At 51.3% G+C, this 24,093-nt stretch carries 29 protein-coding genes and 1 tRNA gene; 13 read left to right on the top strand and 17 right to left on the bottom strand.

The genetic code is table 11. The annotated features are described in order from the left end of the window. Nucleotides 1-21 precede the first annotated feature (21 nt). The 3 genes from J9260_RS14000 to J9260_RS13990 all read left to right on the top strand — a co-directional run bounded on the left by J9260_RS14000 (nt 22) and on the right by J9260_RS13990 (nt 2,251). On the top strand, nt 22-261 hold the full coding sequence (locus J9260_RS14000) for a hypothetical protein (RefSeq protein ID WP_210218339.1): 240 nt from the start codon (nt 22-24) through the stop codon (nt 259-261). 689 nt (nt 262-950) lie between these two features. Then, nucleotides 951-1,907: an integrase domain-containing protein gene (locus J9260_RS13995; RefSeq protein ID WP_210218338.1), complete on the top strand. Its 957-nt coding sequence runs from the start codon at nt 951-953 to the stop codon at nt 1,905-1,907. After that, nucleotides 1,904-2,251, top strand: coding sequence for a hypothetical protein (locus tag J9260_RS13990; RefSeq protein WP_210218337.1), 348 nt, complete (start codon nt 1,904-1,906; stop codon nt 2,249-2,251). Before J9260_RS13995 ends, J9260_RS13990 begins: the two co-directional genes overlap by 4 nt. A gap of 352 nt (nt 2,252-2,603) precedes the next feature. On the opposite strand, the gene J9260_RS13985 is transcribed toward J9260_RS13990, so the two are convergent. Continuing rightward, nucleotides 2,604-2,679, bottom strand: a tRNA-Asn gene (locus J9260_RS13985). A gap of 45 nt (nt 2,680-2,724) precedes the next feature. Beyond that, a complete protein-coding gene (gene dusA, locus J9260_RS13980; protein WP_210218336.1) occupies nt 2,725-3,693 on the bottom strand; it encodes a tRNA dihydrouridine(20/20a) synthase DusA in 969 nt (322 codons plus the stop codon). Nucleotides 3,694-3,760: 67 nt separating this feature from the next. Here dusA and J9260_RS13975 point away from each other — a divergent pair, with 67 nt between their 5' ends. After that, nucleotides 3,761-3,943: a hypothetical protein gene (locus tag J9260_RS13975; RefSeq protein WP_246499457.1), complete on the top strand. Its 183-nt coding sequence runs from the start codon at nt 3,761-3,763 to the stop codon at nt 3,941-3,943. Between the two features lie 84 nt (nt 3,944-4,027). Here the strand turns inward: J9260_RS13975 and mutM are convergent, their stop codons facing one another. The 11 genes from mutM to J9260_RS13920 form a co-directional block, all read right to left on the bottom strand. After that, on the bottom strand, nt 4,028-4,840 hold the full coding sequence (mutM, locus tag J9260_RS13970) for a bifunctional DNA-formamidopyrimidine glycosylase/DNA-(apurinic or apyrimidinic site) lyase (RefSeq protein WP_210218334.1): 813 nt from the start codon (nt 4,838-4,840) through the stop codon (nt 4,028-4,030). Beyond that, nucleotides 4,833-5,846: a chorismate transformation FkbO/Hyg5 family protein gene (locus J9260_RS13965; protein WP_210218333.1), complete on the bottom strand. Its 1,014-nt coding sequence runs from the start codon at nt 5,844-5,846 to the stop codon at nt 4,833-4,835. The genes mutM and J9260_RS13965 overlap by 8 nt, the downstream gene beginning before the upstream one ends. A 69-nt stretch (nt 5,847-5,915) precedes the next feature. Beyond that, nucleotides 5,916-6,332: a CBS domain-containing protein gene (locus J9260_RS13960; RefSeq protein WP_210218332.1), complete on the bottom strand. Its 417-nt coding sequence runs from the start codon at nt 6,330-6,332 to the stop codon at nt 5,916-5,918. A 33-nt stretch (nt 6,333-6,365) separates the two neighbouring features. Further along, complete coding sequence (gene nqrM / locus J9260_RS13955; RefSeq protein WP_210218331.1) at nt 6,366-6,578, bottom strand: (Na+)-NQR maturation NqrM; 213 nt, start codon at nt 6,576-6,578, stop codon at nt 6,366-6,368. A 190-nt stretch (nt 6,579-6,768) separates the two neighbouring features. Then, nucleotides 6,769-7,989 (bottom strand): NADH:ubiquinone reductase (Na(+)-transporting) subunit F, encoded by a 1,221-nt coding sequence (gene nqrF / locus J9260_RS13950; protein ID WP_210218330.1) that lies wholly within the window; start codon nt 7,987-7,989, stop codon nt 6,769-6,771. 13 nt (nt 7,990-8,002) lie between these two features. Then, on the bottom strand, nt 8,003-8,599 hold the full coding sequence (nqrE, locus tag J9260_RS13945; protein ID WP_210218329.1) for an NADH:ubiquinone reductase (Na(+)-transporting) subunit E: 597 nt from the start codon (nt 8,597-8,599) through the stop codon (nt 8,003-8,005). A gap of 1 nt (nt 8,600) precedes the next feature. Next, entirely contained in the window at nt 8,601-9,263 is a 663-nt protein-coding gene (locus J9260_RS13940; protein WP_210218328.1) for an NADH:ubiquinone reductase (Na(+)-transporting) subunit D, read from the bottom strand. Continuing rightward, the gene (locus J9260_RS13935; RefSeq protein ID WP_210218327.1) at nt 9,260-10,072 is read right to left on the bottom strand and encodes a Na(+)-translocating NADH-quinone reductase subunit C; all 813 of its coding nucleotides are present in this window, start codon (nt 10,070-10,072) and stop codon (nt 9,260-9,262) included. Before J9260_RS13935 ends, J9260_RS13940 begins: the two co-directional genes overlap by 4 nt. Continuing rightward, nucleotides 10,069-11,289, bottom strand: a complete 1,221-nt coding sequence (locus J9260_RS13930) for an NADH:ubiquinone reductase (Na(+)-transporting) subunit B (RefSeq protein WP_210218326.1) — start codon at nt 11,287-11,289, stop codon at nt 10,069-10,071. Before J9260_RS13930 ends, J9260_RS13935 begins: the two co-directional genes overlap by 4 nt. 3 nt (nt 11,290-11,292) lie before the next feature. Then, nucleotides 11,293-12,633, bottom strand: coding sequence for a Na(+)-translocating NADH-quinone reductase subunit A (locus J9260_RS13925; protein ID WP_210218325.1), 1,341 nt, complete (start codon nt 12,631-12,633; stop codon nt 11,293-11,295). 176 nt (nt 12,634-12,809) lie between these two features. Further along, the gene (locus J9260_RS13920) at nt 12,810-14,201 is read right to left on the bottom strand and encodes an ATP-binding protein (RefSeq protein ID WP_210218324.1); all 1,392 of its coding nucleotides are present in this window, start codon (nt 14,199-14,201) and stop codon (nt 12,810-12,812) included. A gap of 205 nt (nt 14,202-14,406) precedes the next feature. On the opposite strand from J9260_RS13920, the gene J9260_RS13915 reads away from it, so the two are divergent. Together J9260_RS13915 and J9260_RS13910 are read left to right on the top strand one after the other, a co-directional pair. After that, nucleotides 14,407-14,688, top strand: a complete 282-nt coding sequence (locus J9260_RS13915; protein ID WP_093066346.1) for a type II toxin-antitoxin system Phd/YefM family antitoxin — start codon at nt 14,407-14,409, stop codon at nt 14,686-14,688. Continuing rightward, nucleotides 14,679-15,140, top strand: a complete 462-nt coding sequence (locus tag J9260_RS13910) for a type II toxin-antitoxin system VapC family toxin (protein ID WP_210218323.1) — start codon at nt 14,679-14,681, stop codon at nt 15,138-15,140. The genes J9260_RS13915 and J9260_RS13910 overlap by 10 nt, the downstream gene beginning before the upstream one ends. Nucleotides 15,141-15,214: 74 nt before the next feature. On the opposite strand, the gene J9260_RS13905 is transcribed toward J9260_RS13910, so the two are convergent. Both J9260_RS13905 and J9260_RS13900 read right to left on the bottom strand, forming a co-directional pair. After that, complete coding sequence (locus J9260_RS13905; protein WP_210218322.1) at nt 15,215-17,404, bottom strand: CHASE2 domain-containing protein; 2,190 nt, start codon at nt 17,402-17,404, stop codon at nt 15,215-15,217. Between the two features lie 73 nt (nt 17,405-17,477). After that, nucleotides 17,478-18,122, bottom strand: coding sequence for a Crp/Fnr family transcriptional regulator (locus J9260_RS13900; RefSeq protein ID WP_210218321.1), 645 nt, complete (start codon nt 18,120-18,122; stop codon nt 17,478-17,480). A gap of 176 nt (nt 18,123-18,298) precedes the next feature. Between J9260_RS13900 and J9260_RS13895 the strand changes: the two genes are divergently transcribed. From J9260_RS13895 to J9260_RS13885, 3 genes are all read left to right on the top strand, one after another. Then, the gene (locus tag J9260_RS13895) at nt 18,299-18,625 is read left to right on the top strand and encodes a FecR family protein (protein WP_210218320.1); all 327 of its coding nucleotides are present in this window, start codon (nt 18,299-18,301) and stop codon (nt 18,623-18,625) included. Between the two features lie 94 nt (nt 18,626-18,719). Further along, on the top strand, nt 18,720-19,124 hold the full coding sequence (locus J9260_RS13890; protein WP_210218319.1) for an AAA family ATPase: 405 nt from the start codon (nt 18,720-18,722) through the stop codon (nt 19,122-19,124). 54 nt (nt 19,125-19,178) lie between these two features. Then, nucleotides 19,179-19,913, top strand: a complete 735-nt coding sequence (locus J9260_RS13885) for an ATP-binding protein (RefSeq protein ID WP_210218318.1) — start codon at nt 19,179-19,181, stop codon at nt 19,911-19,913. Here the strand turns inward: J9260_RS13885 and J9260_RS13880 are convergent. Further along, nucleotides 19,866-20,792: a zinc ABC transporter substrate-binding protein gene (locus tag J9260_RS13880; protein WP_210218317.1), complete on the bottom strand. Its 927-nt coding sequence runs from the start codon at nt 20,790-20,792 to the stop codon at nt 19,866-19,868. The genes J9260_RS13885 and J9260_RS13880 overlap by 48 nt on opposite strands. Nucleotides 20,793-20,821: 29 nt before the next feature. On the opposite strand from J9260_RS13880, the gene znuC reads away from it, so the two are divergent. The 4 genes from znuC to J9260_RS13860 all read left to right on the top strand — a co-directional run bounded on the left by znuC (nt 20,822) and on the right by J9260_RS13860 (nt 23,360). Next, a complete protein-coding gene (gene znuC, locus J9260_RS13875; protein WP_210218316.1) occupies nt 20,822-21,592 on the top strand; it encodes a zinc ABC transporter ATP-binding protein ZnuC in 771 nt (256 codons plus the stop codon). Beyond that, nucleotides 21,585-22,373: a metal ABC transporter permease gene (locus J9260_RS13870; RefSeq protein WP_210218315.1), complete on the top strand. Its 789-nt coding sequence runs from the start codon at nt 21,585-21,587 to the stop codon at nt 22,371-22,373. The genes znuC and J9260_RS13870 overlap by 8 nt, the downstream gene beginning before the upstream one ends. Before the next feature lie 128 nt (nt 22,374-22,501). Continuing rightward, the gene (gene coaD / locus J9260_RS13865; RefSeq protein ID WP_210218314.1) at nt 22,502-23,032 is read left to right on the top strand and encodes a pantetheine-phosphate adenylyltransferase; all 531 of its coding nucleotides are present in this window, start codon (nt 22,502-22,504) and stop codon (nt 23,030-23,032) included. 76 nt (nt 23,033-23,108) lie between these two features. Next, nucleotides 23,109-23,360, top strand: a complete 252-nt coding sequence (locus J9260_RS13860; protein WP_210218313.1) for a YfhL family 4Fe-4S dicluster ferredoxin — start codon at nt 23,109-23,111, stop codon at nt 23,358-23,360. A 141-nt stretch (nt 23,361-23,501) separates the two neighbouring features. Here the strand turns inward: J9260_RS13860 and J9260_RS13855 are convergent, their stop codons facing one another. Then, nucleotides 23,502-23,963 carry an META domain-containing protein gene (locus tag J9260_RS13855; RefSeq protein ID WP_210218312.1) on the bottom strand — a complete coding sequence of 154 codons (462 nt, stop codon included), beginning with the start codon at nt 23,961-23,963 and terminating at the stop codon, nt 23,502-23,504. Between the last annotated feature and the right edge of the window lie 130 nt (nt 23,964-24,093).

Raw genomic sequence — 24,093 nt, 5'->3', positions numbered from 1 at the left:
AAACACAACAAAGAGGTGACAATGACTGAAGAATTGGAAACGTTAAACAAACTGCAAACTCGCCTCAAACAAGAGACACAATGGCGAATCAATGCCACTAAAGTGGCTGAGCGACGTAAAGTGCAGATTGATAAACTCAAGCAAGAATGTGCGGATCTGACTGCGATGTTGAAAATTACCGGTGCAAAATCCAATTATCTGTATGGTGAAATTTTGAAGGCTGAACCCACTTTTCGGCTACCTAAACACCTGCTAGAGTAGCGACTTATTTCGTGGTTCCGAATCCCTAAAATCGAGAAGCCATCCACTGGCACAGCCCGACTGACCAACGAGAAGCCACTATTCAAGGTGGTACGCACGCAGCCCGGAAGCTGCAACAAAAAACCATCCAACCACATCTACCGCCGCCAAGTTGCGCCTACAGGTACACGCGACCAACGGGAGTGCGGCATACAAACGAAGTATTGGCACAGCTCACAGCCTACCGAAAATTGCGGCAACGTCTTTGCGCCTGTCTCTTTACCAAAAGAGACAGGCGCGGGATTCCTGCCGCAACCGTTTGTTTTGTAACAGCAATAAGGTTCATGGCGCAGCGCATAAACCTGCACTAAAACCCTTGGGATGCTGCTAGGGCGACTGATCTTTGATCAATCCGCAGCTTAGCAACCTGCCATGCACTGGGCAGCTACCACGGGTTTTAGCGGGACACTCTGCCAGTAGCAACGCTGGCAACCATCCACTACCGCCGGAAAACCGGAAACGCGATGGGGAGGATACCGACCCTGACAACAGCACTGGCAACATGCCGCCAGACCAAGAAGCATGTAAAAACCGGCTCAACGAGCAAACCACGGCATGGGAGGTGCTTAATCCTCTTTTTCACTCAACAACCAAAAGGGTAGTGGTAGTGGTTTACTTAATGACCAATCTTGAACAGATGGATAACAACAATGGGGAAATACGCATCAACCCGTAACTTTGGCTTTGGTAAATCGCTGGCCTATGCGGGTAAACAAGCCCTCACCGCACGTTACGGTGGTGGACATTTCGGCACAACAGCAGCGCATACCTCACGCTTTGCGCAATTTGCTGACTACACTAAAAGCCTAGGCATCCGTGATGCACAGGATATTAGCCAACAAACACTGGAAAGTTACGGGCAAACCTTAGCCGAACAGGTGCAAGCCGGTGACATGAGTGTGTCTTATGCACAAAACCTGCTATCCACCGCCAATGTCACCTTGTCAGCGATGCGCGGCGACAATGCGATTAGTGTTAGCCCTGCGGCATTAGTGGGCGAACGCTCCCATGTACGCACTGACATACCCGGCGGCATTGATCGGGCAGCATTACAAGCTGCTACCACCAGCATGAAGCAAGCAGGGCTAGAGCGTGCTGCTGCTGTCAGTGAACTGGCACGTGAGTTTGGAATGCGGGAACGTGAAGCCACGCTAGGCAATTTAGGACGCTGGATCAGCGAAGCCAGAAAACACGGCGCAATTAATATCACTGAAGGCACAAAAGGTGGACGCGGACACGAAGTCGACCGCTGGGTTGCCGTCACACCGGCAGGAAGGGACGCACTACAGACAGCATGGAATGCCAGCCCTTCCGATTCCAACAACCTACTGACCAGCCACGAATCCTATATCAGCTTTGTGCGCGGCGAACTGAACAGCGCACGCGAACACATCAAAGAAGCCGGTATCGCGAAATACCATGATTTACGCGCCGCTTATGCCTGTGAGCGTTATGAACAACTCACTGGACACGCAGCACCCGTGTTAACCGAGGGCATCATGACGGCTGATCGGGAAACCGACCTAGCTGCGCGTGAAACACTCACCCAAGAGCTAGGGCACGGGCGGGTAGACGTGGTGGCTTCCTACATTGGTGGACGCAAATGAATATTACCTTGCTCATCGCAGCCGCAATCCCCGGCTCAAAATCCACTATTCATAACCACGTCCAACGGGGGGAAAGGATAGCCACCGCTATTCAACAACGTTACCAAATCAGTACCCCCCACCAATGGCAAGCCAAACATCTGCGTTGGTTTTTGGAAGTACAAACGGCGGGGATGTCCCATGCCAGCCGTTATGATTACTGGCGCACCTGTCGGGCACTTGCTTCGGTTCTGGGGAAATGGCCTGCATGGGAAAACCATTTGCGCGGCAACTGGAATATACACGCAGCCAAGCAACGCGGGGGGAGGCCAGCGAAGCTGGCTAATCGGGTGACGGTTCCATAAGTCCCGATAAAGCATTTCATTCCGTCTTTATCGGCTATGTGGGTCTTGCTGAGTTTGTGTAGGAAATGTAGGAATTTGTAGGAACGCTTTCCTACATGAATAGAATCAACAAGTTGAATAGTTAAAATCAAATAGTTACGAGTGATTTTTTTCGTGTAGGAAGTTTAGGGTAAATGCGTCGAATTATGCCTGCTTGCTCTTGGCTTTGGTGAGTGTTGGCGGTCACATCGGCAGGCTAAAAAGCGGGGTTTTGAACGATAAAAAACGGTAAAAGTACACCGTGAAGTACACCGTAAACGGTGCAGAAACAAAAAAGGGTTGCAGCTTAAATGTTGCAACCCTTTGTATTTGTTGGCTCCTCGAACTGGACTCGAACCAGTGACCCACGGATTAACAGTCCGTTGCTCTACCGACTGAGCTATCGAGGAACTGTCGGTTTGAGGCGCGTATATTATTTAAGAGTTGAGATTACGTCAAGTAATTTTTGCTAAAGCATCGCGTAATAATTTCACACCAGCATCCGGCTTGTGTGCGTTCTCGCTGATGAGCCGCCGAAACGCACGCGCCCCCGGCATTCCTTGAAATAATCCTAGCAAGTGGCGGCTGATATGCCCCAGTGGTACGCCCGCATCAAGTTGCGCCTGCACATAGGGTAACATTGCCAGTAACGCCGCCTGACGCGATTCCAGCGGGGCAGGTGTGCCGTAAAGCAGCGGGTCAACCTGCGCCAGCAGCCAAGGATTATGGTAAGCCTCACGCCCGACCATGACACCATCGACGTGCTGTAAATGCTGCTGGCATTGTTCCAGCGTGGTAATGCCACCGTTAATAATGATTTCGAGCGTGGGGAAGGCTTGCTTGATTTGGTACACCAGATCGTAACGCAGCGGTGGAATTTCGCGGTTTTCTTTGGGGCTTAAACCTTTCAGCCATGCTTTACGGGCGTGGATAATAAATGTCTGGCAGCCTGCTTGTGACACCGTGTCAATGAAGTGGTGTAAATCGGTGTAATCTTCTTGGTCGTCAATGCCAATGCGGTTTTTTACTGTGATGGGAATAGCAACAGCGGCTTGCATTGCACTCACGCATTCCGCAATGAGTTGTGGTTCAGCCATTAAACACGCGCCGAATGCACCTTTTTGCACGCGCTCGCTGGGGCAGCCGACATTCAGATTGATTTCATCGTAGCCGTAATCTTGTGCAATACGGGCGCACTGGGCTAATTCCTGCGGTTCACTGCCACCGAGTTGTAATGCGACGGGGTGTTCTTGCGAATTAAAGCGCAATTGCCGCGCAGGATCGCCGTATAAAATCGCGCCAGTTGTCACCATTTCTGTGTATAAAATCGCTTCTTTTGTAAGCAATCTATGAAAAAAACGGCAATGCCGGTCAGTCCAGTCCAACATTGGGGCTACGGTAAATTTTCGGTTAAGCTTCTTCATATACTATTTTGCGGTATGGGCTTTCGACAACAACACAAGATGTTAAGAGGATAATCTTATGCTGGACATGGATACTATGATTAATTTCCTACTGGGTCTCGCTATTATTGGTGTTCCCGCCTTCGTTTTTTACCGTTTGGGGATGCAAGTCGGCGTTGATAAAGGCGTGCGTCGTCAATTGGTGCGTGAACTGATGGCGAACGGCATTCTCGAAGAAGCAGACATGAGCATTCGAGGCACACGTCACTGACTCAGCCGTAAGCCGCAAGGCGATGCTTCGGCTACGCTCAGCAACCAAGAGAGTGGCACACCGACTCCGCCAGATGAGCGCGGGTCAATGCTGACAAACAGGGCAGAACCAAGTGGAACGTTGGCCTTGGGTGAGGTGACGGATAGGGGTTTGGCAAACGCGACAGGGTTCATCCGCCCGTCCGTAAACCTTCAGCTCCAGTTGAAAATACCCCGGCGACCCATCTTCACGTACAAAATCGCGCAGGGTTGTTCCCCCGCGTTCAATGGCGTAGGTCAAAATCTCGCGGATACTATTCGCCAGCTTGAGGTAACGTTCACGGGATATGCGTCCTGCTACACGGCGTGGGTCTATCCCGGCGAGGAACAACGCTTCGCAAGCGTAAATATTGCCCACGCCGACAACGATGTGAGCATTCATAATGAACGCCTTCACATTCACTGTGCGTGAGCGCGATTGGGTGAACAGGTAATCCCCATCAAATCCTGCCTCTAACGGTTCAGGCCCCAATTCACGCAGCAACGGGTGTTGCTGCACGGGGTCTGCCGTCCATAACAATGCGCCAAAACGACGCGGATCGTGGTAACGCACGATGTTACCGCTGGCAAGCAATAGATCGAAATGGTCGTGTTTACGCGGCAATAGCGTCGCATCGACAATGCGTAAACTGCCCGACATTCCCAAATGGATTAACGCTACCCCAGCAGGTGTGTGCAGCAGGATGTATTTGCCGCGCCGGGTTAATTGCTGCACAGTTTGCCCGACGAGGCTTTGAATGCTGTCGGGAACTTCCCAGCGCAAGCGCGGTTGGCGCACTGTTACCCCGGTGATGGTTTGCCCCAACAGATACGGCTCAATGCCACATCGGGTGGTTTCGACTTCGGGTAATTCAGGCATAAATTCCTTCCATTTCCACCATTAAATCAGCGCGGCATACATCGCCTTGCAAATACAACACGGTCGGTGCGTGCGGCTGCTGGGCTAAATAGCTGTCTAACGCGGCTTGTAGCAAGGGCAGGGTAGCGCGGTCATGCACATACACTTTGAGCTGGGTTAATGCGCCAACGCCGCGCACTGGTAAACCCAAAGTATCATCGCCGTGTTCGAGCAACGCTTCCAGATTGCGCAAGGTTTCGTGAAGCTGTGCGAGCGGATCACCCGTGTGCAAGGTTTCATGCCCGACAATGCTAGTCGTGCCGGAAATGTACAGGTGTTGGGTTTTCCCCCACGCTTTAACCGTAGCGCGTGAAAACGCGGGGCTAACCGGGCCGTATTGCCGTGGGTACAAAAACGCGCTGGTTTGACGCGGGTTTTCCAACTGCATTCCGGCGGCTTGCGCGGCAATAAAGTACAGTTGTAACCCTGCTTGTTGCGTGCCAATCGCGGTGGCTGCGGGTGGGGAATAGGCGAAATTACCGTGTGCGTCGAGTGCATCTTGCCGCCCTAAGCAAAACACTTGGTAACGATTGAGTTCACTTTGTTGCGCGGTAATCGCTGGGAAGTAGTTCCACATCCGCAATAAATACGGGTAGCCGCGCTGTTGCAGCAGTTCAAACACTTGCTGGTAAGCATCCCGGCTGGCTTGGCGAAAATCGCTGAAATCCGCTTCTTCCAACAGTAAATGCCCGAATAGCACCTGATCATTTTCACTATAGGTAATACTGGCGTGTTTGCCGTAGCGCACTGGGGTAGGGCTTAACCATTGCTCAGTACAAGCAACGGCGTTTAACAGCGGTAAACCGATGTTGAAAATCGGGCGGTTAGCATCCAGCGTTGCCGCTTTATCCGCAAAGCCAACCGCAGCTAACAGGTGCAGCCCCTCGTGGAGCTGGGCTGAATTTTTTTCCGCCAACATCGTGATGGAAAACGGCGCGGCGTGGGTCAGGGTAGGTGCTTCTCTCACAGACGTTACAGGGTTAAGCTGAAAACGCCGGATTATGTCACGTTTTGCGGTGTGATGCTGTAAGCGAAATTAGACAGCAAAACCGGACTCACGGATTTTACACAGGGCTTTGAGCACGTCTAAGCGCGTAACCACACCTACCACGCGGTTATCATCCAGCACGGGGTATCGGCGGTAATGGTCGTCCATGAACATTTTTGCCACGTCGAGAATATTATCTTCCGCATCCACGGTGCGAATATCCCGCGACATACGTTCACCCACAGTGCCACGCCAGCCGGAGTGATAGCCTGCGCGTAACGCGGCATCAATGCAGTCGGTGACAGATAGAATGCCCACCAGATTGCCGAGGTTATCGACTACCGCACCACCAAACAGGTTGCGTTCGGTAAAAATGGTGACGACTTCGCGGATGTCTTGGTTTTCGTGCAAGGTCGCCAGTCGGTTGGACATGTAATGGCGTACTGATAAAGAAATCTTCGACATGGTTGGCTCCTCCTGCCAGTGTTTTCGGGTCTTTTATGCCTGCTTACGTGAGGCTTGTTGTTGTGCAAGTTGGCGTTGACGCTTCTCACAAGGATTAGAACAGGAACAATCGCTTTTTTCTATGCCCGGAATGCCAGATAAACCGCCACAGCTTCCTTTTAAGCTACGATTATTGAGCAGCCAGCCAATCGCAAGTCCAATGATTGCCAACCCAAAGATAAGAAATGTTAATAGAAAAACTTTCATGGGTATTTAACCGTTAATCTTAGTAATTTGGAATATTATCATGCTGCACTGCAAAAACATTTCACGTTTGCGAATTTTGCGTTAGTATTAGCACGGGTTAGGCAACTAGCCCATTTCCTCCTAGCGGTTCGGGGTGGGCTTTCCACCCCGCTCTTTCCGATAAGAATCAATTATTTGCACTAAAAAAGTGCTAACCGCCAAAATCATCCAGCAAAATATTTTCTTTTTCCACGCCAATATCCAATAGCATCCTTACGACTGCGGCATTCATCATTGGCGGCCCACATAAATAATATTCGCACTCTTCCGGTGCGGAGTGATCCTTTAAATAATTTTTATAAAGTACATCGTGAATAAATCCGACGTATCCCGTCCAATTATCTTCAGGCTGCGGTTCTGATAAACCCATGTGCCAAGTAAAGTTTGGATTTTCTGCCGCTAACGTATCAAATTCATCCACGTAAAACGCTTCCCGCAAACTCCGTGCACCGTACCAGAATGACATTTTGCGCTTACTTTTCAAGCGGCGTAGCTGGTCGTAAATGTGCGAACGCATCGGAGCCATGCCCGCGCCACCGCCGATAAACACCATTTCATTATCCGTCTTGCGTGCAAAGAATTCACCGTAAGGCCCTGAAACCGTGACTTTATCACCCGGTTTGAGGTTGAAAATGAACGACGACATTTTGCCCGGTGGCAGATCATTCTTACCCGGTGGCGGGGTCGCAATGCGCACATTGAGCATCACAATGTCGTCTTCTTCGGGGTAACTTGCCATTGAATAAGCACGCAATACCGGTTCTTCGACATGCGATTCAATATCCCACAGCTTGTATTTGTCCCAATCGTCGCGGAACTTGGGTGGAATATCAAAGCTGGAATACTTCAAATCGTGCGGCGGGCATTCGATCTGAATATAACCCCCGGCACGGAAGTCGATTTTTTCGCCCTTTGGCAATTCCACCACCAATTCCTTGATGAAGGTGGCTTTATTGTCATTGGAACGCACTGTGCATTCCCACTTTTTCACGCCGAATACGTCTTCAGGCACTTCGATTTTCATGTCCTGCTTGACGGCAACCTGGCAGGCTAAACGTTCACCTTCGGCTGCTTGACGGCGGTTAATGTGGCCTTCCTCAGTCGCCAGTAACGTACCGCCGCCTTCCAGCACTTTTACGCGGCATTGAGCACACGTACCACCGCCGCCACAGGCAGACGACACGAACAAGCCTTTTTCCGCTAATGCGCCCAGCAATTTCGTGCCGGGTTTCACGATCAGTTCTTTTTCGCCATTTACCAGAATGCGAATATCGCCCGTTGCCACCAGTTTGGAACGCGCAAACAAAATGCCGTATACCAAGCCAATAATCATCAGGGTAAACAGGGCTACGCCCAACATAACGGTTGTCATTGCGTGTTACCCCTTATAACTGAATGCCGGAGAAGGACATAAAGCCCAACGACATCAGCCCGACTGTAATAAAAATTATCCCCAACCCTTGTAAACCGGCGGGGACATCGCTGTATTTCAGGCGTTCGCGTACACCCGCCAGCACTACAATGGCCAGCATCCAGCTAAAACCGCTGCCGAAACCGTAGACCACGCTTTCGGTGAAAGTATAATCCCGCTCGACCATGAACAGCGTACCGCCCAGAATCGCGCAGTTGACCGTAATCAGTGGCAAGTAAATCCCCAGTGCCTGATACAACGATGGCACGAATTTATCCATCGCCATTTCCAGCACCTGCACAATCGCCGCAATGATGGCGATGTAGCTGATCAAGCCCAGAAAACGCAGATCCACACCTTGCAGCAAGGCATTTTCCTTGAGGAATACGTTCAAAATCAGGTTATTGGCAGGCATGGTAATCGCTTGAACAATCACCACTGCAATTCCCAAACCCACTGCCGTTTCGATCTTTTTGGAAATGGCGATAAACGTACACATCCCCAAAAAGAACGTCAGTGCCATGTTTTCAATGAAAACAGACTTAACGAAAAGACTTAATAAGGCTTCCATATCAGCGATTCCCCAAGCCGTGTTTCTCATGAATCTTGAAGTCGTGGACTTCCTGCTGTTCCGGGTATTTGGTGCGGATCATCCAGATCAGCAGCCCAATCAGGAAGAACGCACTCGGCGGCAATAGCAGCAAACTGTTGGGCGTATACCAACCATCGTGTTTGGTTAGTGTCAGTATTTCGTAACCGAACAACGAACCTGCGCCAAACAATTCACGCACAAATGCCACACCTACCAAGATAATGCTGTAGCCCAAGCCATTGCCTATCCCGTCAAGGAAACTGATTCCCGGCGGATTTTGCATGGCATAGGCTTCCGCCCGCCCCATCACGATACAGTTGGTAATGATCAAACCGACGAACACCGAAAGCTGTTTTGCGGTACTGAACGCATAGGCTTTCATTAACTGATCGACCACGATAACCAAGGAAGCGATGATGGTCATTTGCACAATAATGCGAATGCTACCGGGCGTGTGATTACGCACCGCACTGATAAAGGCATTGGAAAACGCTGTTACCGTGGTCAAACCGACGGCCATCAGCAGCGCGGTTTTCATGGAGCTGGTCACTGCCAAGGCGGAACAGATACCCAGAATTTGCAGCGTAATCGGGTTATTGCCGATCAGCGGACTGGTTAATACTTTGCGGGCTTCGGGGCTCATACGCCACCTCCCTGAGAGTTGGTACGGAATTTTTGCAGGTAAGAACCAAAGCCGTTTTCACCCATCCAGAAATGCACAAGGTTATCCACGCCCCGGCTGGTTAGGGTTGCGCCGGACAATGCGTCGATTTCATGCACCGCTTTCGGGTCGCCCGCCGGGGCTGCACCTTTCATGACGCGCAAGGCAACTTGACCATCGCTGTTGAACACTTGCTTGTCTTTCCACAAAGCTTTCCAGGCGGGGTTGTCGACTTCGCCACCCAAACCGGGCGTTTCAGCATGTTCGTAGAAACCCATGCCCACCACAGTGTTCGCATCGCCTTTGAGGGCAAGGAAACCGTATAAGGTCGACCACAAACCGTAGCCGTGAATCGGCAAAATCAGTTTTTCCACCTTGCCTTGCGGGTCTTTCACCAGATACACCGTGGCGTATTTGGCGCGGCGTTTGATCGAGGCAATGTCCTGTTCTTTGGTCAGTACCAGGTTTTGCTTGGGGTCAACCGAGGCGGCACGTGCATCGAAGGTATTGGGGTCAATGCCGGATACGTAGTCGCCGGTTTGCAAATCCACCACTTTGGCTTCGATTTGTTTGAAAGCTTCATCGACGGATTTACCGGGTTGATCCAGCCCGGCGATTTGCAGAATGTTCTTTTTCTTGTCCAGCAACTTGTTTTCGTCCTGCACCGGCTTTAAGGCCACGGCTGCGGCGGAAACGGCGACCGAACACACCAGACACAACAGCAACGCTACCCCGTAGGTTTTCACTTTGCTGTCGTTGGGTAAATCTAAAAATTGACGCACGAGTTTCATGATTTAGCCCCCGCATTGGCTGCTTGACGCTTCAGGCGGCGTTTGATGTTGGCTTTCATCACCCCGTAATCCATCAGCGGCGCGAACATATTCGCAAACAAAATCGCCAGCATCATGCCTTCGGGGAACGCCGGATTCACCACCCGAATCAGGATGACCATCACCCCAATCAGCACGCCGTACCACCACCGCCCGGTGTCGGTATGCGCCGCTGTTACCGGATCAGTCGCCATGAAAATCATCCCGAACGCAAAGCCACCCGTGACCAAATGCCAATACCAAGGCATCGCAAACATCGGGTTGGTATCGCTACCAATGGTATTCAGCAAAATCGTCATCATGACCATGCCGAACATCACACCCGACACAATGCGCCAGCTCGCAATCTTGGTGAACAGCAAAAATGCCCCGCCAATCAGGATTGCCAGCGTTGAGGTTTCGCCCAAAGAACCGGGTTCCAGCCCGATAAACGCATCCCACCAGCTCACTGTTACCGCCTGCATTCCACCCGCCGCTGCCGCAGACAACGTGGTTGCGCCGGAATAACCGTCAACCGCTACCCACACCGCATCGCCGGACATAAACGCGGGGTACGCAAAGAACAGGAACGCCCGCCCCGCCAGTGCCGGGTTGATGAAGTTTTTACCCGTACCGCCAAACACTTCCTTGCCAATAATCACCCCGAACAAAATGCCCAAGCCCACCATCCACAACGGAATATCCGGCGGCATTACCAGTGAATACAAGATGGAGGTGACAAAGAAACCTTCGTTGACTTCATGCCCACGCACCAGCGCGAACACCACTTCCGCAATCCCACCCACAATAAACGTGGTCATGTAAACGGGTAGGAAATACAGCAAGCCGTGGAAAAAGTTATCGAAAAAGCTTTTCGGGTCGTAGCCAATCATGTCCATGATCGTGCCGCGCCAGCCTTCCGCGTGTTCCAGCCCCATGCCTTGCATCGCCAGATTCGCCTGATAGCCGGTGTTGAAACACGCCATGAACATCACGGGGAAGGTTGCCAGCCACACATAGCCCATGACCCGCTTCAGATCGAGCGCGTCGCGCACATGCGGTGCGCCGATGGTGCGGTTGGGTGGGCTGTACAGCAGCGTATCGACCATTTCAAACAGGCCGTAATACTTGTGATATTTGCCGCCTTTGGCAAATTTCGGCTCAACCTTGTCGAGCAGGCGGCGTAATTTATCCGTCATCGCTTATTCCCCCTTTTCCAGCATTCGCAGGCAGTCGCGTAACGCGGGGCCGTATTCGTATTTGCTGTGACACACGAAAGTACACAGGGCGAGGTCATCTTCATCGAGTTCCAACGCGCCGAGTTGTTGCGCCATTACCGTGTCGCGTACCAGCAAGGAACGCAGCAATTGCGTCGGCAAAATATCCAGCGGCATGATTGCCTCGTAATTGCCAATCGGCACCATCGCGCGGTGACTGCCGTGTTGCGTGGTTGTCATCGCAAAACTGGCGTGCCGCACATCCGGGCGCAAAAACACATTGAGGATGGAAAACTGCTTGAGCAACGGGTTCAACCAATGCAGGAACAAACGCGGCTGCCCTTCGGCAATCACCGCGACTTGCACGGTGTAACGCCCCAGATACGCACTCCAACCCGCTGCGCGGAAACCTGCCAGCAACGAACCGGCAATCACGCGGCATTGCTGGCAATCGAGTTGCCCTTCCACAATGTCATCGGTGCTTGCGCCCAAACGGGTACGCAGCAAGCGCGGCTTTAATACCGTCGGGCCTGCCAGCGAAATAATGCGTTCCACATACAGCGTGCCGGTGGTGAAGAGCTTGCCAATCGCAATCACATCCTGATAGCCGATGTGCCACACGGTTTTGTGTTCGCTGACCGGATCAAGGAAGTGGATGTGCGTACCGGGTAAACCCGCCGGGTGCGGCCCCGACCAACCGTTGTAACGGATGTGGTTGGCTTCAACACGCGGTATCGTCGCCCCTTCCGCATGATTAACAAACACTTGCGGCGCGAGTTTGGCAATGACTTGCAAACCACTGCGAAACGCTTCTGCCTGTTCGTTAATCACGATCAAGGGGGCGGCTGCCATCGCGTAGGTATCAATCGCGGTCACGAAAATAGAGGAGGGAATGCTGTCCGCTTTAGGGACTTTGCTGTAAGGCCGGGTACGGAACGCAATCCACTGCCCGGAATCCAGCAATTGTTGGCGGATGGTATCCGCATCCAGTGTCGACAATTGCTCAGGGGAATAAGCGGGGAAACTGACCGCCTCTTCCTGCGCATCCAACTGAATGACGACCGAGTTCAGCACCCGCTTCGCCCCACGGTTAATCGCTTTGATGACACCGCCGCCCGGTGAAGTGAAATTAACGCCCGGACTCTTGCGGTCAGTGAACAGAACTTGTCCACGTTTTACCCGATCCCCTTCCTGAACTTGCAAAGCAGGGCGCAAGTCGTGGAAGTCACGCCCCAACACGGCAACCGTCTGGGGGGCAGGGTGTGCATAAACCGCTTGTTCCGGCTTACCCGTAATGGGCAAATCCAGACCTTTTGTGATTTTCATGTGCTGCAACAACGCTCTTGAGGGGAAATGCGCCCGCACCCTAAGCAGACGCTAGAAGTGGTGGATTATCAATAAATGTCGACAATGTTGCAAGCGCACATGGGAAATAATGCGGTTTTTTGGGGTTTTTCGTAAATAGTGTCAGCACTTTAATGGTGCGGGGTTCATCATGACCGTTAATGGCTTGGGCTGAATGCGGATGCACTGCTCACGACACCTAGGCGTTCCACCAAATACAAGGGCAACGACACCAGCTTGTAACTAACATCCTTGCGCTGATTATCGCTGTTCACCACCGCATTGACGGTACTGACCGCAGGCAAACCCGCATCAAACCGCACGGCAAACGGTGCTTGTTTCTCCGCCATAAACTGGTGCAGTGATTTCATGCTGCCACTTGCGCCCGCCTTGACTTCAACCGGGATAATTTGCCCCTCTAGTGCCACCACAAAATCCAGTTCGGCATTGGCAGAGCGGCCTTCCCGCAGCCAGTAAGTCAATTCCCGATTGGGTGATTCCGCCAGCAATGCCTGCAAGTGTTGACCGACGAACTGTTCGGCAATCGCCCCTTCGTTGACCAGCTTGAGGTCATCGAATTGGGACAGCGTGCGCCAATTGAGGCCGCAAATGGCATTCATCAAACCAACATCCAAAAACAGCAGTTTGTAAACCTTTTCTTCAAGGCTGGCTTGTAGCGGCAATCCTGAACAATGGCTGTGAACGACCTTGCTGATGACCCGCGCCATGCACAACAATTCCAGATCTTTTTTGAGGACAGCACTCTGATCTTCCCGCGAGATATTGCTGTATTTAACTTTTACACCCACGTTACGAGCGGCGAAGTTAAAAACATCCAGCATCCGGTTCTGGTCACGGTTTTTGCCGTACTTGGGGAAATCGTCACGGTAGGTTTCAATAATCGAGTTATGAACGTCACTCACTGATTGGTAGCTGCGTGTTTCCGCAAATGCGGCGACCGCTTCCGGCATTCCGCCCACGAAATAGTAGCTGCGCAACAGTTGCAACAGCCGTTGATGTGCTACTTCACCGATCTCGTCGCTCGGTTGGTATTCCGTCACCACTTGATACAGCTTGTCTTCACCCAATGCCAGCAAGAACTCGGAAAAGGTCATCGGCCCCATGTGTAGGTATTGCACCCTGCCTACTGGCATCGAAAACTGGTGTGCAGCCAATACAAATTCCAGCAGTGAACCTGCACACACGAGTGGCAATTGCGGGTGGTCTTCGTAGAAGTAACGCAGGGCAGGGATGGCTTCCGGTACAGCCTGAAGCTCGTCCAGAAATAGCAATGCCGATTCATTGACGGCGGGCATACGCGGTAAGGCTTCGATTTGTTGCAGGATTTGTTCCGGGTCATTGCTGGCAAACGTGCTTGCCAAGGTTGGGTAGCGTTCCAGATTGGCGGTCATCAAGGTCATGTCTTGCTGCGCGGCGAATAATTGCACCAAAGTGGATTTTCCGACTTGTCGTGCTCCCCGAATAATCAACGGTTTGCGGTTTTTATTGTGTAACCAGCGGGTCAGGAATTGTAGCTGTTGGCGTTGCATAAAGGCTTGCCTCAGTCAGGTGATGAGGTCATCACTATAGCACAAATCCACAGTTAGTATGATTTTAGGGGTGTCTTTTCATGTGGTCACCATGATTTTAGGGGTGTGTTTTGATACGAGTGATCAAGCTCTGTCATTGGCGAGTGCTTGATATGAAATATATACTTTATGTATTATACAAATAATCAGTATTTGAGGTAATGCGATGGCAAATTTGCTCACCCCCCGGATTTCCGCCACCGAACTGGCGCGGAATCTCGCTTCCGCCATTGATCAGGTGCGCGTATCCCGCTCCCGCCTGATCATTACGCGCGGCAATCAAGACGTTGCCCAGCTTGTTCCCGTGATTAGCAATGGCGCAACCTTGGCAGACTTGGATAGGTTATTAAAACGCCATAGTCTCAGTCAGGAAGAAAAACGCGCCTTCAGCCAAGACCTGCGCACCATCCGTGAGGCGGCAACATTGCCGACATCAGCATGGGATTAATCATCGACACCAACGTTTTCATTGATGCTGAAAACGGACGGCTGGAATTGGGGGCAATCCCGGTATTGCAAACCGAACCAGTGTTTATTGCGGCGATCACGGTATCAGAACTGCTTGCTGGGGTTAAGCTTGCCAAAACCCCGGAGGAATACATGCACCGGCATACCTATGCCGAAAGCATCCTTAACACCATTCCGGTGCTGGATTTTGATACCGAAGTGGCACGCACCTACGCTGAGTTGTATGCGCAAGCCTTGGGGCAACAGCTGCGTAGTAATTTGAATGTGCATGACCTGCAAATTGCGGCGACGGCGTTGGTGCAGGGTTATAGCATCCTGACTACCAATGTTGATGATTTCAATGGTATTCCCGGTGTGAGGCTGATCAGCCCTTATGCATTGCAGGGGAATACGATTCACGAAGATCAGGCACGTTACGCCCCAAGTTCTTAACATCCTTGAAAAGAAGTCTAAATTTATTGCTATTTGCACGCCTTGGAATGCATAGCCGCCAAGCAAGACAGCAACTACTTCCGCCGATGCTCATAAACCCCATCCCACGAATCCGGCAAGCTTTGCGGAATAAGTGCGGCAATCCGTTGTAAATACATCCCCGCGATATGTTCATCGGGCGATTCAATCAAAATGCGTGCAAACAGTTTCGAGGCGTGTTCCCAGTCGCGACACCAGTAACAGCGCATCGCACGCTCGTGTAATTCGTGCAGGCGTTGCAATGCCGGGGAAAGTTCAGCAATTAAGCCCAGCGGTTGATACAGTAGCACGGTTTCGCGTTTGCCTTTAACCCGTACCCGGTCAATGGTGCGGAAGGTGATGCCTTGGCATTGCGCGGCGGTGTGTTCACTGACCAGAATATCCACCGCGTAAAAGCGCGTGAGGGATTCAATCCGTGCCGCTAAATTGACCGCATCGCCCAGCACTGTATAAGCGCGGCGGTGGTCGGATCCCATGTCACCGACGTTCATTTCCCCGGTATTAATGCCGATGCCGAGTTGTAGCGGGGTAATCCCGAACTGGCGGAATTCGTCGGCTTTGTCGGTGAGCATTTTGCGTAAACCCATCGCACATAATACCGCTTGGCGGGCATGATGCGGTTCGCGTAACGGTGCGTTCCAAAACGCCATGACCATATCGCCGATGTATTTATCAATTGTGCCGCTATTGTGGAAAATAACTTCGGTGGCGGCATTCAGATAGCTGTTGAGTAAATGTTTCAGCGTTTGGGTATCAAGGCGTTCCGCAATTGAAGTGAATTCGTGCAAGTCAGCAAACAGCACGCTCATTTCGCGTTTTTCCCCGGCGAAGGTAATGGCCTGCGGTTGCTCCAGAATACGGCTGATGTGTGCAGGCGGCACGTATTGCCCGAATAGGTATTGTAACTGGTGGCGTGTGCGGTTTTCGCGCAACAGATCGTAAATAACAAATAAGCCGGTCAAAAATACAATCAACACTAAGCTGGGTAATAAATCCAAGCGAATCTGTTGTTCGCGCCATACCCATACATTAGCTACGGTGATGATCAGTGCGAAAAACGTGCCGCCAATGAGCAATTGACGCGGGCCACATTGCGGATACATCAATAAGGTCAATAAAGCGATCGCGCCTAACAGCAGCAATTCAGCAGTAAGCCCCCACGCTGGTTCGTGCAACAGCATACCGGGGTTGAGCAAACCGTTGATGGCATAGGCGTGAATAAACGTTCCCGGCATTTCAGTTTGTATCGGCGTTGTTTTCAAGTCGCCCAGCAAGATGGCAGATGCCCCCACGATGACAATAGCCCCTTCGAGACTGTCGAGGGTATTGTCAGTGTTGCGCATAATATTGGTCGCTGAAATGACCGAAAAGGGTGCTTTACCCGCGTTAAACGGGATTAAAATATTACCCGCCTGATCCGTTGGAATGTTTTTGTTGCCGACGCTAATACCCGCGTAAAAGGTTTGACCAGCCATGCTGGCGGTGTGCAGTTGCCAGTCTTTTTCCATCAAAAAGCGTTGTGCCGCCGCTAAAGCCAAGGATGGATACAAAAAATCGTCGTAAGCTTGGAAAAGCGGTAAACGTCGCGCCATGCCATCGTCACCTAAATAGGTGTTGATGAAACCTTCCGCTTTGCTGGCTTGCTGAAGCAGTGGTGGGTTCGTGGCGTAACCCGTGGGTTCTTGAAAGTTCAACACGTCATCTGGCTGGGGTTTGGCTGTGGCGGGCAATGCGCCTGTGACGAATTTTCCCGAATGAAACAAAAAGCCGGACACAACATCGTATTTGGCAAATGTGGCGGCTAGTTGGCGATCTTCGTCGGTAATGCGTGAGGTGATTGGGCAGTAATCCGCTGTGCATTGACTGCTGGGGGCTGTTTCCACGGGCTGCGGTTCGGTTAAGCCAAAGAGCACGTCGAGCACAATCACGGCGGGTTCTTTGGCGCCGATGCGTTCAATTAAGGTGACGACCCGATCGCGAGTCCAAGGCCAGCGGCCTTCTTGTTTTTGGCTTAATTCGTCAATGTCGATAATGACAATCGGGGTGTTTGGTTCAGCCACGAAGCCTTCACCCAGCCGCAAGCGCAGGTCGTAAAGTGCCATTTCGGCGCGTTCCAGTACGTGTGCAATCGGGTTGGGTGGGGTTGCCAATGCCACGATTAACACAATACTAAACAGCAAGCCGATGAGGATTTCGGGGGTATGTTCTCGGTATTTCTGCCACATCACGCTTTAAATGTGGCACAGATTTGTGAAAACGGCGACGCGAAACTTTACGCAATCGCCGGGTGGAGTGCGATTACCAACGTGGAGGCAGCTTTTTTTCGATTTTAATTTGTTTGTTTTCAATGCGAATGTAACCGCCTTTGCGTAAATCGCTCAAAATCCGGCTAACCATTTCGCGTGACGAACCCACCATTTCTGCAATGTCTTGATGGGTTAAACGCGGCGTGGTTTGGTGTTGCTGCTCGTGGGACTCGGCTTCGCTGAGCAATACCCGCGCCACGCGCCCGTAAACATCCAGCGTCGATAAGGAGCGAATGGTGTCATCCAGTGCGCGTAAGCGTCGCGCCAATACCCGCAACATCGGCAGCAATTGTTCGGGGTACGCTTCCACAAAACGCTTAAAAGCATCTTGGGTCAAACACAATAAGTGGCTTTTGGCGACAGTCATTACCGAGGCGGAACGCGGTTCGTCATCCAGCAGACTGAGTTCTCCGAAAAAGTCCCCGGCATTGAGAAATGCCAACAGGGTTTGGCGACCGTCGGCATCGGTGGCATACACTTTTAGGCGGCCTTCTATAATCAGATAAAGCGAATTGCTGCGCTCGCCTTGGGTAAGAATCACGCTGTTTTTGGCGTAGTGGAAGTCGTGGGTCAGCGTCAGCAGGTGTTCAATTTGTGCTGGGGTAAGTTTTTCAAAGAGCGGGATGTCTGAAAACATAATGCCTTCTCCAATTTGATAGCACAGAGTATGGCATGAATTCCAAAATATGCCATTCGACGGGACGTTTACGCAGTTGATCTGCTGCGCAGGGGGATTTCGCGCAGAAGCTGCAAGGTGAACTATGCTTAATACAGGGTATTGCACGGTGATCTAAATCTAAAGGGAGTTGATTTATGCCAGCAACAGGACGTGAGCAGGCGGGCGTTGTACTTTCCAAGCGTGGAAAAGTAACGGCTAAAGGTGCTGATGAAGAAGCACGGATTCTCAAACGCGGCGATCCAGTGTACGCCGATGACGTGGTGTACACGGTACGCGGAGCCAATGCGCAATTAAAAATGCGCGACCGTAATGTGGTGATGCTACGCGGTGGCAGTAGCTTTCGCGTGAATATGTACCGCCCGCACTACGCGGCGAGCAGTCTGCGTTATGAATACATCAGTGGGGTTTTGCGTGAAAGCCGCCGCGACTCGGTGTTAAGCGGTTTGGGTATCACGGGTTAGGGTGTGCCATTGCAAATCCAAGGTTGAACTTGTGATTTGCAATGGCATTGTCTAAGCTTGTGATTCTACAAGTTAATTAGTTGAAAACTGTCCCATGATAAAGCGCAGTATCGTTCCTGAGTTGCTGGAAAGCAGTAGGGAGTATCCGGTTGTCACCGTATTCGGGCCACGCCAATCCGGTAAAACCGTGCTGACTCAACAGTGTTTCCCGGATAAGCCTTATTACCTACTGGAAGATCCTGATACGCGCCTAGCCGCAGAAACTGATCCGCGTGGGTTCCTTGGGCAAATGCCAAACGGTGCGATTCTGGACGAAATTCAGCGTTTGCCACTGTTGTTATCCTACATCCAAGGTATCGTCGATAAAACCCAGCAACCCGGTATGTTCATCCTGACAGGTAGCCATCAACCGGATTTGCACATGGCGGTTAGCCAGTCACTGGCAGGGCGCACTGCGTTATTAACGCTATTACCGCTGGCGCGGGAAGAGTTACAATAGATTAAAACCGTTTGGAATGCTTTTGATCTCATTTACCAAGGAGCTTTTCCGCGTTTGCATAGCCAACAATTGCAGCCTAATCGCTTTTTTAACGGCTACTTGCAAACCTACGTAGAGCGCGATGTACGAGCTATTTTAAACGTCAAAGACCTCAGCCGTTTCCAGCAGTTTTTAGTGTTGCTGGCGGGGCGTGTTGGGCAAGTGGTGAATTACGCGGCACTTGCTAATGATGTGGGGGTTTCTGCTACCACGATCCAGCAGTGGATTAGCGTGCTGAAAGCTTCTTATATTCTGTTTGAGTTGCCGCCTTTTTTCGCCAATATCCGTAAACGTGTGGTCAAATCACCCAAGCTGTATTTTACTGATACGGGATTGGCTACTTTCCTTCTCGGTATTCAATCCGCTGAACAGGTGGCGCGTGACCCGTTACGCGGCAATTTATACGAAAATCTGATGATTATCGAAATCCTTAAAGCCCATTTGAATCGAGGATTGCGCCCCGAATTGTATTTTTACCGTGACTCTCAAGGAAATGAAGTGGATTTACTCATTCGTCAGCGGGGTGGTTTACTACCCGTTGAAATCAAATCCTCTGCAACTTTTTCCACCGACTTCCTCAAAGGCATTGAAAACTTTCGGGCAGCTTCACCTGACTGTCTGCCGGATGCACTGGTGCTGTATAACGGCGAACAGTCATATCAAGTTAATCAGGTGCGAATTTTTAATGGGATGCACGCCGAATTATTGACTCAAGCATTGGGTGAAACTGTCAGCCGCGCTTTGCAATAAAGCGGGGTAAGTGTCTGCGTTTAGCGGAATTTTCATGCCCAGTGGGTCGAGTTCCCCAATCCGCAAATCCGTACCTTCCGCCAAGGTTTTTACCAAAGCGGGGGGGAATTGCGGTTCTTGAAACAGGCACACCGCCTGACGTTCAGTGATGAGGTTGCGAATGTCTTGCACATGCCGCGCACCGGGCAGGCGCGATACATCCAGTGTTACCGCTCCGGCAAATTTCAGTTCATAGTGGGTATCAAAATGTTGCCATGCGTCGTGAAAAGCGAGGTAAGGCCGTGTTTTTACCGCTGCTAATTGCGCTTTAATGCGTTCGTCGGTGGCGTTAATCTGCTGTACTAACAATGCCGCATTACGCTGGTAAAGTTCACGATTGGGCGGGTCAATTTCGCTTAACGTCTGTGCAATCTGGTGCGTCATGGCAATGGCATTAACCGGGTTAAGCCACACATGCCAATCTTCCCCATCTTTATGGGTTTCGTGTCCATCATCGTGCGCGGTTTCTGCTTTGCGGCGGGCGTGTAAGTGCTGGATGCCTTGTGCTTGAGCTAACGCGACCCGCTGGGTGTCAGGTGCTAAATTGCTTAACGATTTACTTAAGAAATTTTCCAAACCCTCGCCCACGTAAAAAACCGCGCTGGCCTGTTCAAGCAGGCGGCGATCTGATGGTTTAAGGGCGTAATGGTGCGGCGATGCGCCATCGGGTAATAATTGGTGTAACGCAATCGCTCCCTGATCCCCTCCGGCGACGGCGTAAACCAGTGCTTGTACCGGCTTGATAGTGCTGACGACTAGGGGTTTGCTGGCTGTTTCTCGTTGGCACGATTGCAAAACAGGAACACACAACAACAGGAATACCGTTAGAATACGCAGCATTTTTTCACTCTTTAAAACATTAGCAGGCTATGTCTACCACAATACTGGCAAAACTGGCGCATATTGGCTTGAGTTTCGGGCAGCGTGTGATTTTGCATGATGTCAGCCTCGAAGTGTACCCACAACAGGTCATTACGGTGATTGGCCCTAACGGCGCAGGGAAATCCAGCTTATTGCGGGTATTGCTGGGTTTGCAAAAACCCGCGCAAGGCACAGTCTGGCGAATGCCGGGGTTACGCATTGGTTATGTGCCGCAAAAGTTTCAAGTTGACCCCTTATTACCGTTAACCGTCGCCCGCTTTTTGAGCTTAACCCCGCAGCAAGCTAGTCGCGCTGCTATTGAGCAATGCGCGGAAGAAGTGGGGGTATCGCCGTTATTGGGGCAGGCGGTGCAATCGTTGTCTGGGGGCGAATGGCAGCGGGTATTGCTGGCGCGGGCGTTGCTCAACCAGCCGCAAATGTTGGTGCTGGACGAGCCGGGGCAGGGTGTGGATGTGAGCGGTTTAAGCGAGCTTTACCAATTGGTGAATCGTTTGAAACAAACCCATAACTACGGGGTGTTAATGGTGTCGCACGATTTGCATTTGGTCATGGCGGCAAGCGATCAGGTGTTGTGTTTGAACCGCCATATTTGTTGCTCTGGTAAGCCCGAATCGGTGTCGCGTCACCCGGAATATTTACGTTTGTTTGGCGGTTTACCAGCGGCAGGTTTGGGCATTTACACCCACCATCACGATCACCAACACGATATGCACGGTTGCGTGTTACCGCTGCATGAGCAAGGGTGCAAGCATGGATGATTTTATTGTACGGGCGTTATTAGCAGGTTTCGCGGTGGTGCTGATGGGCGGGGTGCTGGGGGTATTCTTGCTGTGGCGGCGCATGGCGTATTTTGGTGACACGTTGGCGCATTCGGCTTTGCTGGGCGTGGCCTTGGGCTTAATGACGGGGATGAATGTCAACGCTTGGATTGTGGCGGTGTGCGTGTTGGCGGCGTTATTAATGCTGTATGTGCAACACACCCCGGCACTCGGCAGCGATACGGTGTTGAGTATTATCGGGCACAGCGCGTTGGCACTGGGAACGGTGGCATTGACGTTTTTACCGGATGTGCGGGTGGATTTAATGGGGTATTTATTCGGCGATATTTTAGCCGTGACCCGCACTGATATTGGGTTAACGTGGGGCATGGCTTTGCTAGTCGTTGTTGCTATGGTGTTTTTGTGGCGACCATTGCTGGCAATTGCAGTACACGCGGAATTGGCGCAGGTCGAAGGGGTGCGCGTGTGGTGGGTTAGCGCGGCTTATATGGTGTTAGTCGCGTTAATGGTAGCGGTGGCAATGAAAGTGGTGGGCGTATTATTGTTGACGGCATTGTTGATTATTCCGGCGGCAGCGGCGCGGCGATTTGCCCGAACCCCGGAACAAATGGCGATATTTGCCGTGGTGTTGGGAGCATTAGCACTCTTGGGTGGCGTGGGAACCTCGCTGCAATGGGATACGCCAACCGGCCCTAGCATTGTGGTGGTTGCCAGCGCGTTGTTTGTGTTGGTGCAGCTTGTACCACGCCGCGATACCTAAGTGATTTACTGCGGATAGGATATTGTGCATCGCACAATAAAGTGTTACAAATTAATGGCTAGGAGTCCATCGTCGGGCGCGTTTTTGCGTCAGGTTGTCTTAAGTCCTTAACTTATGTGGCGTTATTTATGGAAATTACCGCAGTCTATCCCGGAACGTTTGATCCCATTACCAAAGGTCATCTTGATCTCATTAAGCGTGCGCGTAATTTGTGTGCGCATGTCGTTGTGGGCGTGGCTTCCAATCCAAAAAAGAAACCGTTGTTTTCGTTGGAAGAACGGGTTGCTATGATTCAGCAGGAATTGCTTGAGCAAGGGCTGACGGATGTGCGTGTCGCCGGTTTTGAAGGTTTGCTGGTGGATTTTGCCCGCAAACAAAATGCGAAAGTGTTGATTCGCGGAATGCGGGCGGTGTCGGACTTTGAATTTGAATTTCAACTGGCGAGCATGAACCGTAGCCTTGCCCCGGAAGTGGAGTCGGTGTTCCTGATGCCCGGTGAAAGTTTCGCGTTTATTTCTTCCACATTGGTGAAGGAAGTTGCGATTTTACACGGCGATGTGGGGCGTTTTGTTGCACCGCACGTGTTGAAAGCCTTGCAGGGGCGGATTTCACACATCCGTACCGAACGTGGTATCGGGCAAAAAACTGGGGAATTGTAATATTGATAGAAGTTAATGTTATGCTCCCAATCAGCCTGATAGAATCACGCGGAATAAGATTTGAGAGGAACTTTTTATGGCATTGATGATTACTGACGAGTGCATTAACTGTGATGTTTGCGAGCCGGAGTGCCCGAATAACGCAATTTCTGCGGGTGATGAGATTTATGTAATTGACCCTAAGCGTTGCACTGAATGCGTAGGGCACTACGACGAGCCACAGTGCGTGTCGGTGTGTCCGGTGGATTGCATTCCGCTTGACCCAACTCACCCTGAGACTAAAGACCAGCTTCAACTGAAATACGAAAAGCTGATGGCGGAAAGTTAAGCCATCAAGCCGACACGTTCTGCAAAACGCCTGCCCTGTGTGCAGGCGTTTTTGTTGGTGCGTTGGGGTTTGCGTGGTTGTTGCCGGTGGTGAGTAACACCGAAAAACTCAGCAACAAGACTGGCAAGAGACGCACTGATTTCATAGGCGTTTAGTCGCTGGTGCGCTGATAAATGACAGCAAGACTTTACGTTGTGCGTCCAGTAATTGCAGTTGATCACGGTTAACCGCATAAGATTTGGCTTGCGCTAAACGCTCCAAGTAATCGCGTTCCAGTTGATCGCGCTCACCCATGCACGCCATTTTAGTCGCGCCGATGGCTCCTGTACCAAACACCCCGTCGCGGCTGGCGTTGTAACTGCCAAAGAAACTATTGCAGCCTGCGTAACCGTTCATACGATTGCCGTCAAAACTGATGGAAAGCGGGCGTTCGGCATTGATCGTTGCTCCGTTAAGGGTTTTTAACTGCCATTGTGTGCCGTTCAAATTTAAGGTGGCGTGCGGTTTGGTGTTGGCTTCAAGGCTGCACGCGGAAATCACCGCCAAGCCTAATAAGACCAGCAGTAATTGCCCGACCAATGAAGTTAGAAAATTCTTTACCATCACTCATCTCCTCCGATTTGTTGTTATGCTTTATAGAGTGGTAAAACAGCGGAAAGTTTGCATTCAATCATCAGCGGTTTGCTGACGGGATGCAAAATAAAGCAGATAAACTGCGCGGCGATTCGATAAG

Source organism: Thiothrix unzii, from assembly GCF_017901175.1.
GTDB classification, from domain to species: Bacteria; Pseudomonadota; Gammaproteobacteria; order Thiotrichales; family Thiotrichaceae; genus Thiothrix; species Thiothrix unzii.
The sequence above is the reverse complement of the archived record's forward strand: the minus strand, read 5'-3'. Positions and strand labels throughout refer to the sequence as shown.

Coding starts and splice junctions, on each gene's coding strand:
- J9260_RS14000 (WP_210218339.1), top strand. CDS start 22: ATGACTGAAGAATTGGAAACGTTAAACAAACTGCAAACTCGCCTCAAA.
- J9260_RS13995 (WP_210218338.1), top strand. CDS start 951: ATGGGGAAATACGCATCAACCCGTAACTTTGGCTTTGGTAAATCGCTG.
- J9260_RS13990 (WP_210218337.1), top strand. CDS start 1,904: ATGAATATTACCTTGCTCATCGCAGCCGCAATCCCCGGCTCAAAATCC.
- dusA (WP_210218336.1), bottom strand. CDS start 3,693: ATGAAGAAGCTTAACCGAAAATTTACCGTAGCCCCAATGTTGGACTGG.
- J9260_RS13975 (WP_246499457.1), top strand. CDS start 3,761: ATGGATACTATGATTAATTTCCTACTGGGTCTCGCTATTATTGGTGTT.
- mutM (WP_210218334.1), bottom strand. CDS start 4,840: ATGCCTGAATTACCCGAAGTCGAAACCACCCGATGTGGCATTGAGCCG.
- J9260_RS13960 (WP_210218332.1), bottom strand. CDS start 6,332: ATGTCGAAGATTTCTTTATCAGTACGCCATTACATGTCCAACCGACTG.
- nqrM (WP_210218331.1), bottom strand. CDS start 6,578: ATGAAAGTTTTTCTATTAACATTTCTTATCTTTGGGTTGGCAATCATT.
- nqrF (WP_210218330.1), bottom strand. CDS start 7,989: ATGACAACCGTTATGTTGGGCGTAGCCCTGTTTACCCTGATGATTATT.
- nqrE (WP_210218329.1), bottom strand. CDS start 8,599: ATGGAAGCCTTATTAAGTCTTTTCGTTAAGTCTGTTTTCATTGAAAAC.
- J9260_RS13940 (WP_210218328.1), bottom strand. CDS start 9,263: ATGAGCCCCGAAGCCCGCAAAGTATTAACCAGTCCGCTGATCGGCAAT.
- J9260_RS13935 (WP_210218327.1), bottom strand. CDS start 10,072: ATGAAACTCGTGCGTCAATTTTTAGATTTACCCAACGACAGCAAAGTG.
- J9260_RS13930 (WP_210218326.1), bottom strand. CDS start 11,289: ATGACGGATAAATTACGCCGCCTGCTCGACAAGGTTGAGCCGAAATTT.
- J9260_RS13925 (WP_210218325.1), bottom strand. CDS start 12,633: ATGAAAATCACAAAAGGTCTGGATTTGCCCATTACGGGTAAGCCGGAA.
- J9260_RS13920 (WP_210218324.1), bottom strand. CDS start 14,201: ATGCAACGCCAACAGCTACAATTCCTGACCCGCTGGTTACACAATAAA.
- J9260_RS13915 (WP_093066346.1), top strand. CDS start 14,407: ATGGCAAATTTGCTCACCCCCCGGATTTCCGCCACCGAACTGGCGCGG.
- J9260_RS13910 (WP_210218323.1), top strand. CDS start 14,679: ATGGGATTAATCATCGACACCAACGTTTTCATTGATGCTGAAAACGGA.
- J9260_RS13905 (WP_210218322.1), bottom strand. CDS start 17,404: ATGTGGCAGAAATACCGAGAACATACCCCCGAAATCCTCATCGGCTTG.
- J9260_RS13900 (WP_210218321.1), bottom strand. CDS start 18,122: ATGTTTTCAGACATCCCGCTCTTTGAAAAACTTACCCCAGCACAAATT.
- J9260_RS13895 (WP_210218320.1), top strand. CDS start 18,299: ATGCCAGCAACAGGACGTGAGCAGGCGGGCGTTGTACTTTCCAAGCGT.
- J9260_RS13890 (WP_210218319.1), top strand. CDS start 18,720: ATGATAAAGCGCAGTATCGTTCCTGAGTTGCTGGAAAGCAGTAGGGAG.
- J9260_RS13880 (WP_210218317.1), bottom strand. CDS start 20,792: ATGCTGCGTATTCTAACGGTATTCCTGTTGTTGTGTGTTCCTGTTTTG.
- znuC (WP_210218316.1), top strand. CDS start 20,822: ATGTCTACCACAATACTGGCAAAACTGGCGCATATTGGCTTGAGTTTC.
- J9260_RS13870 (WP_210218315.1), top strand. CDS start 21,585: ATGGATGATTTTATTGTACGGGCGTTATTAGCAGGTTTCGCGGTGGTG.
- coaD (WP_210218314.1), top strand. CDS start 22,502: ATGGAAATTACCGCAGTCTATCCCGGAACGTTTGATCCCATTACCAAA.
- J9260_RS13860 (WP_210218313.1), top strand. CDS start 23,109: ATGGCATTGATGATTACTGACGAGTGCATTAACTGTGATGTTTGCGAG.
- J9260_RS13855 (WP_210218312.1), bottom strand. CDS start 23,963: ATGGTAAAGAATTTTCTAACTTCATTGGTCGGGCAATTACTGCTGGTC.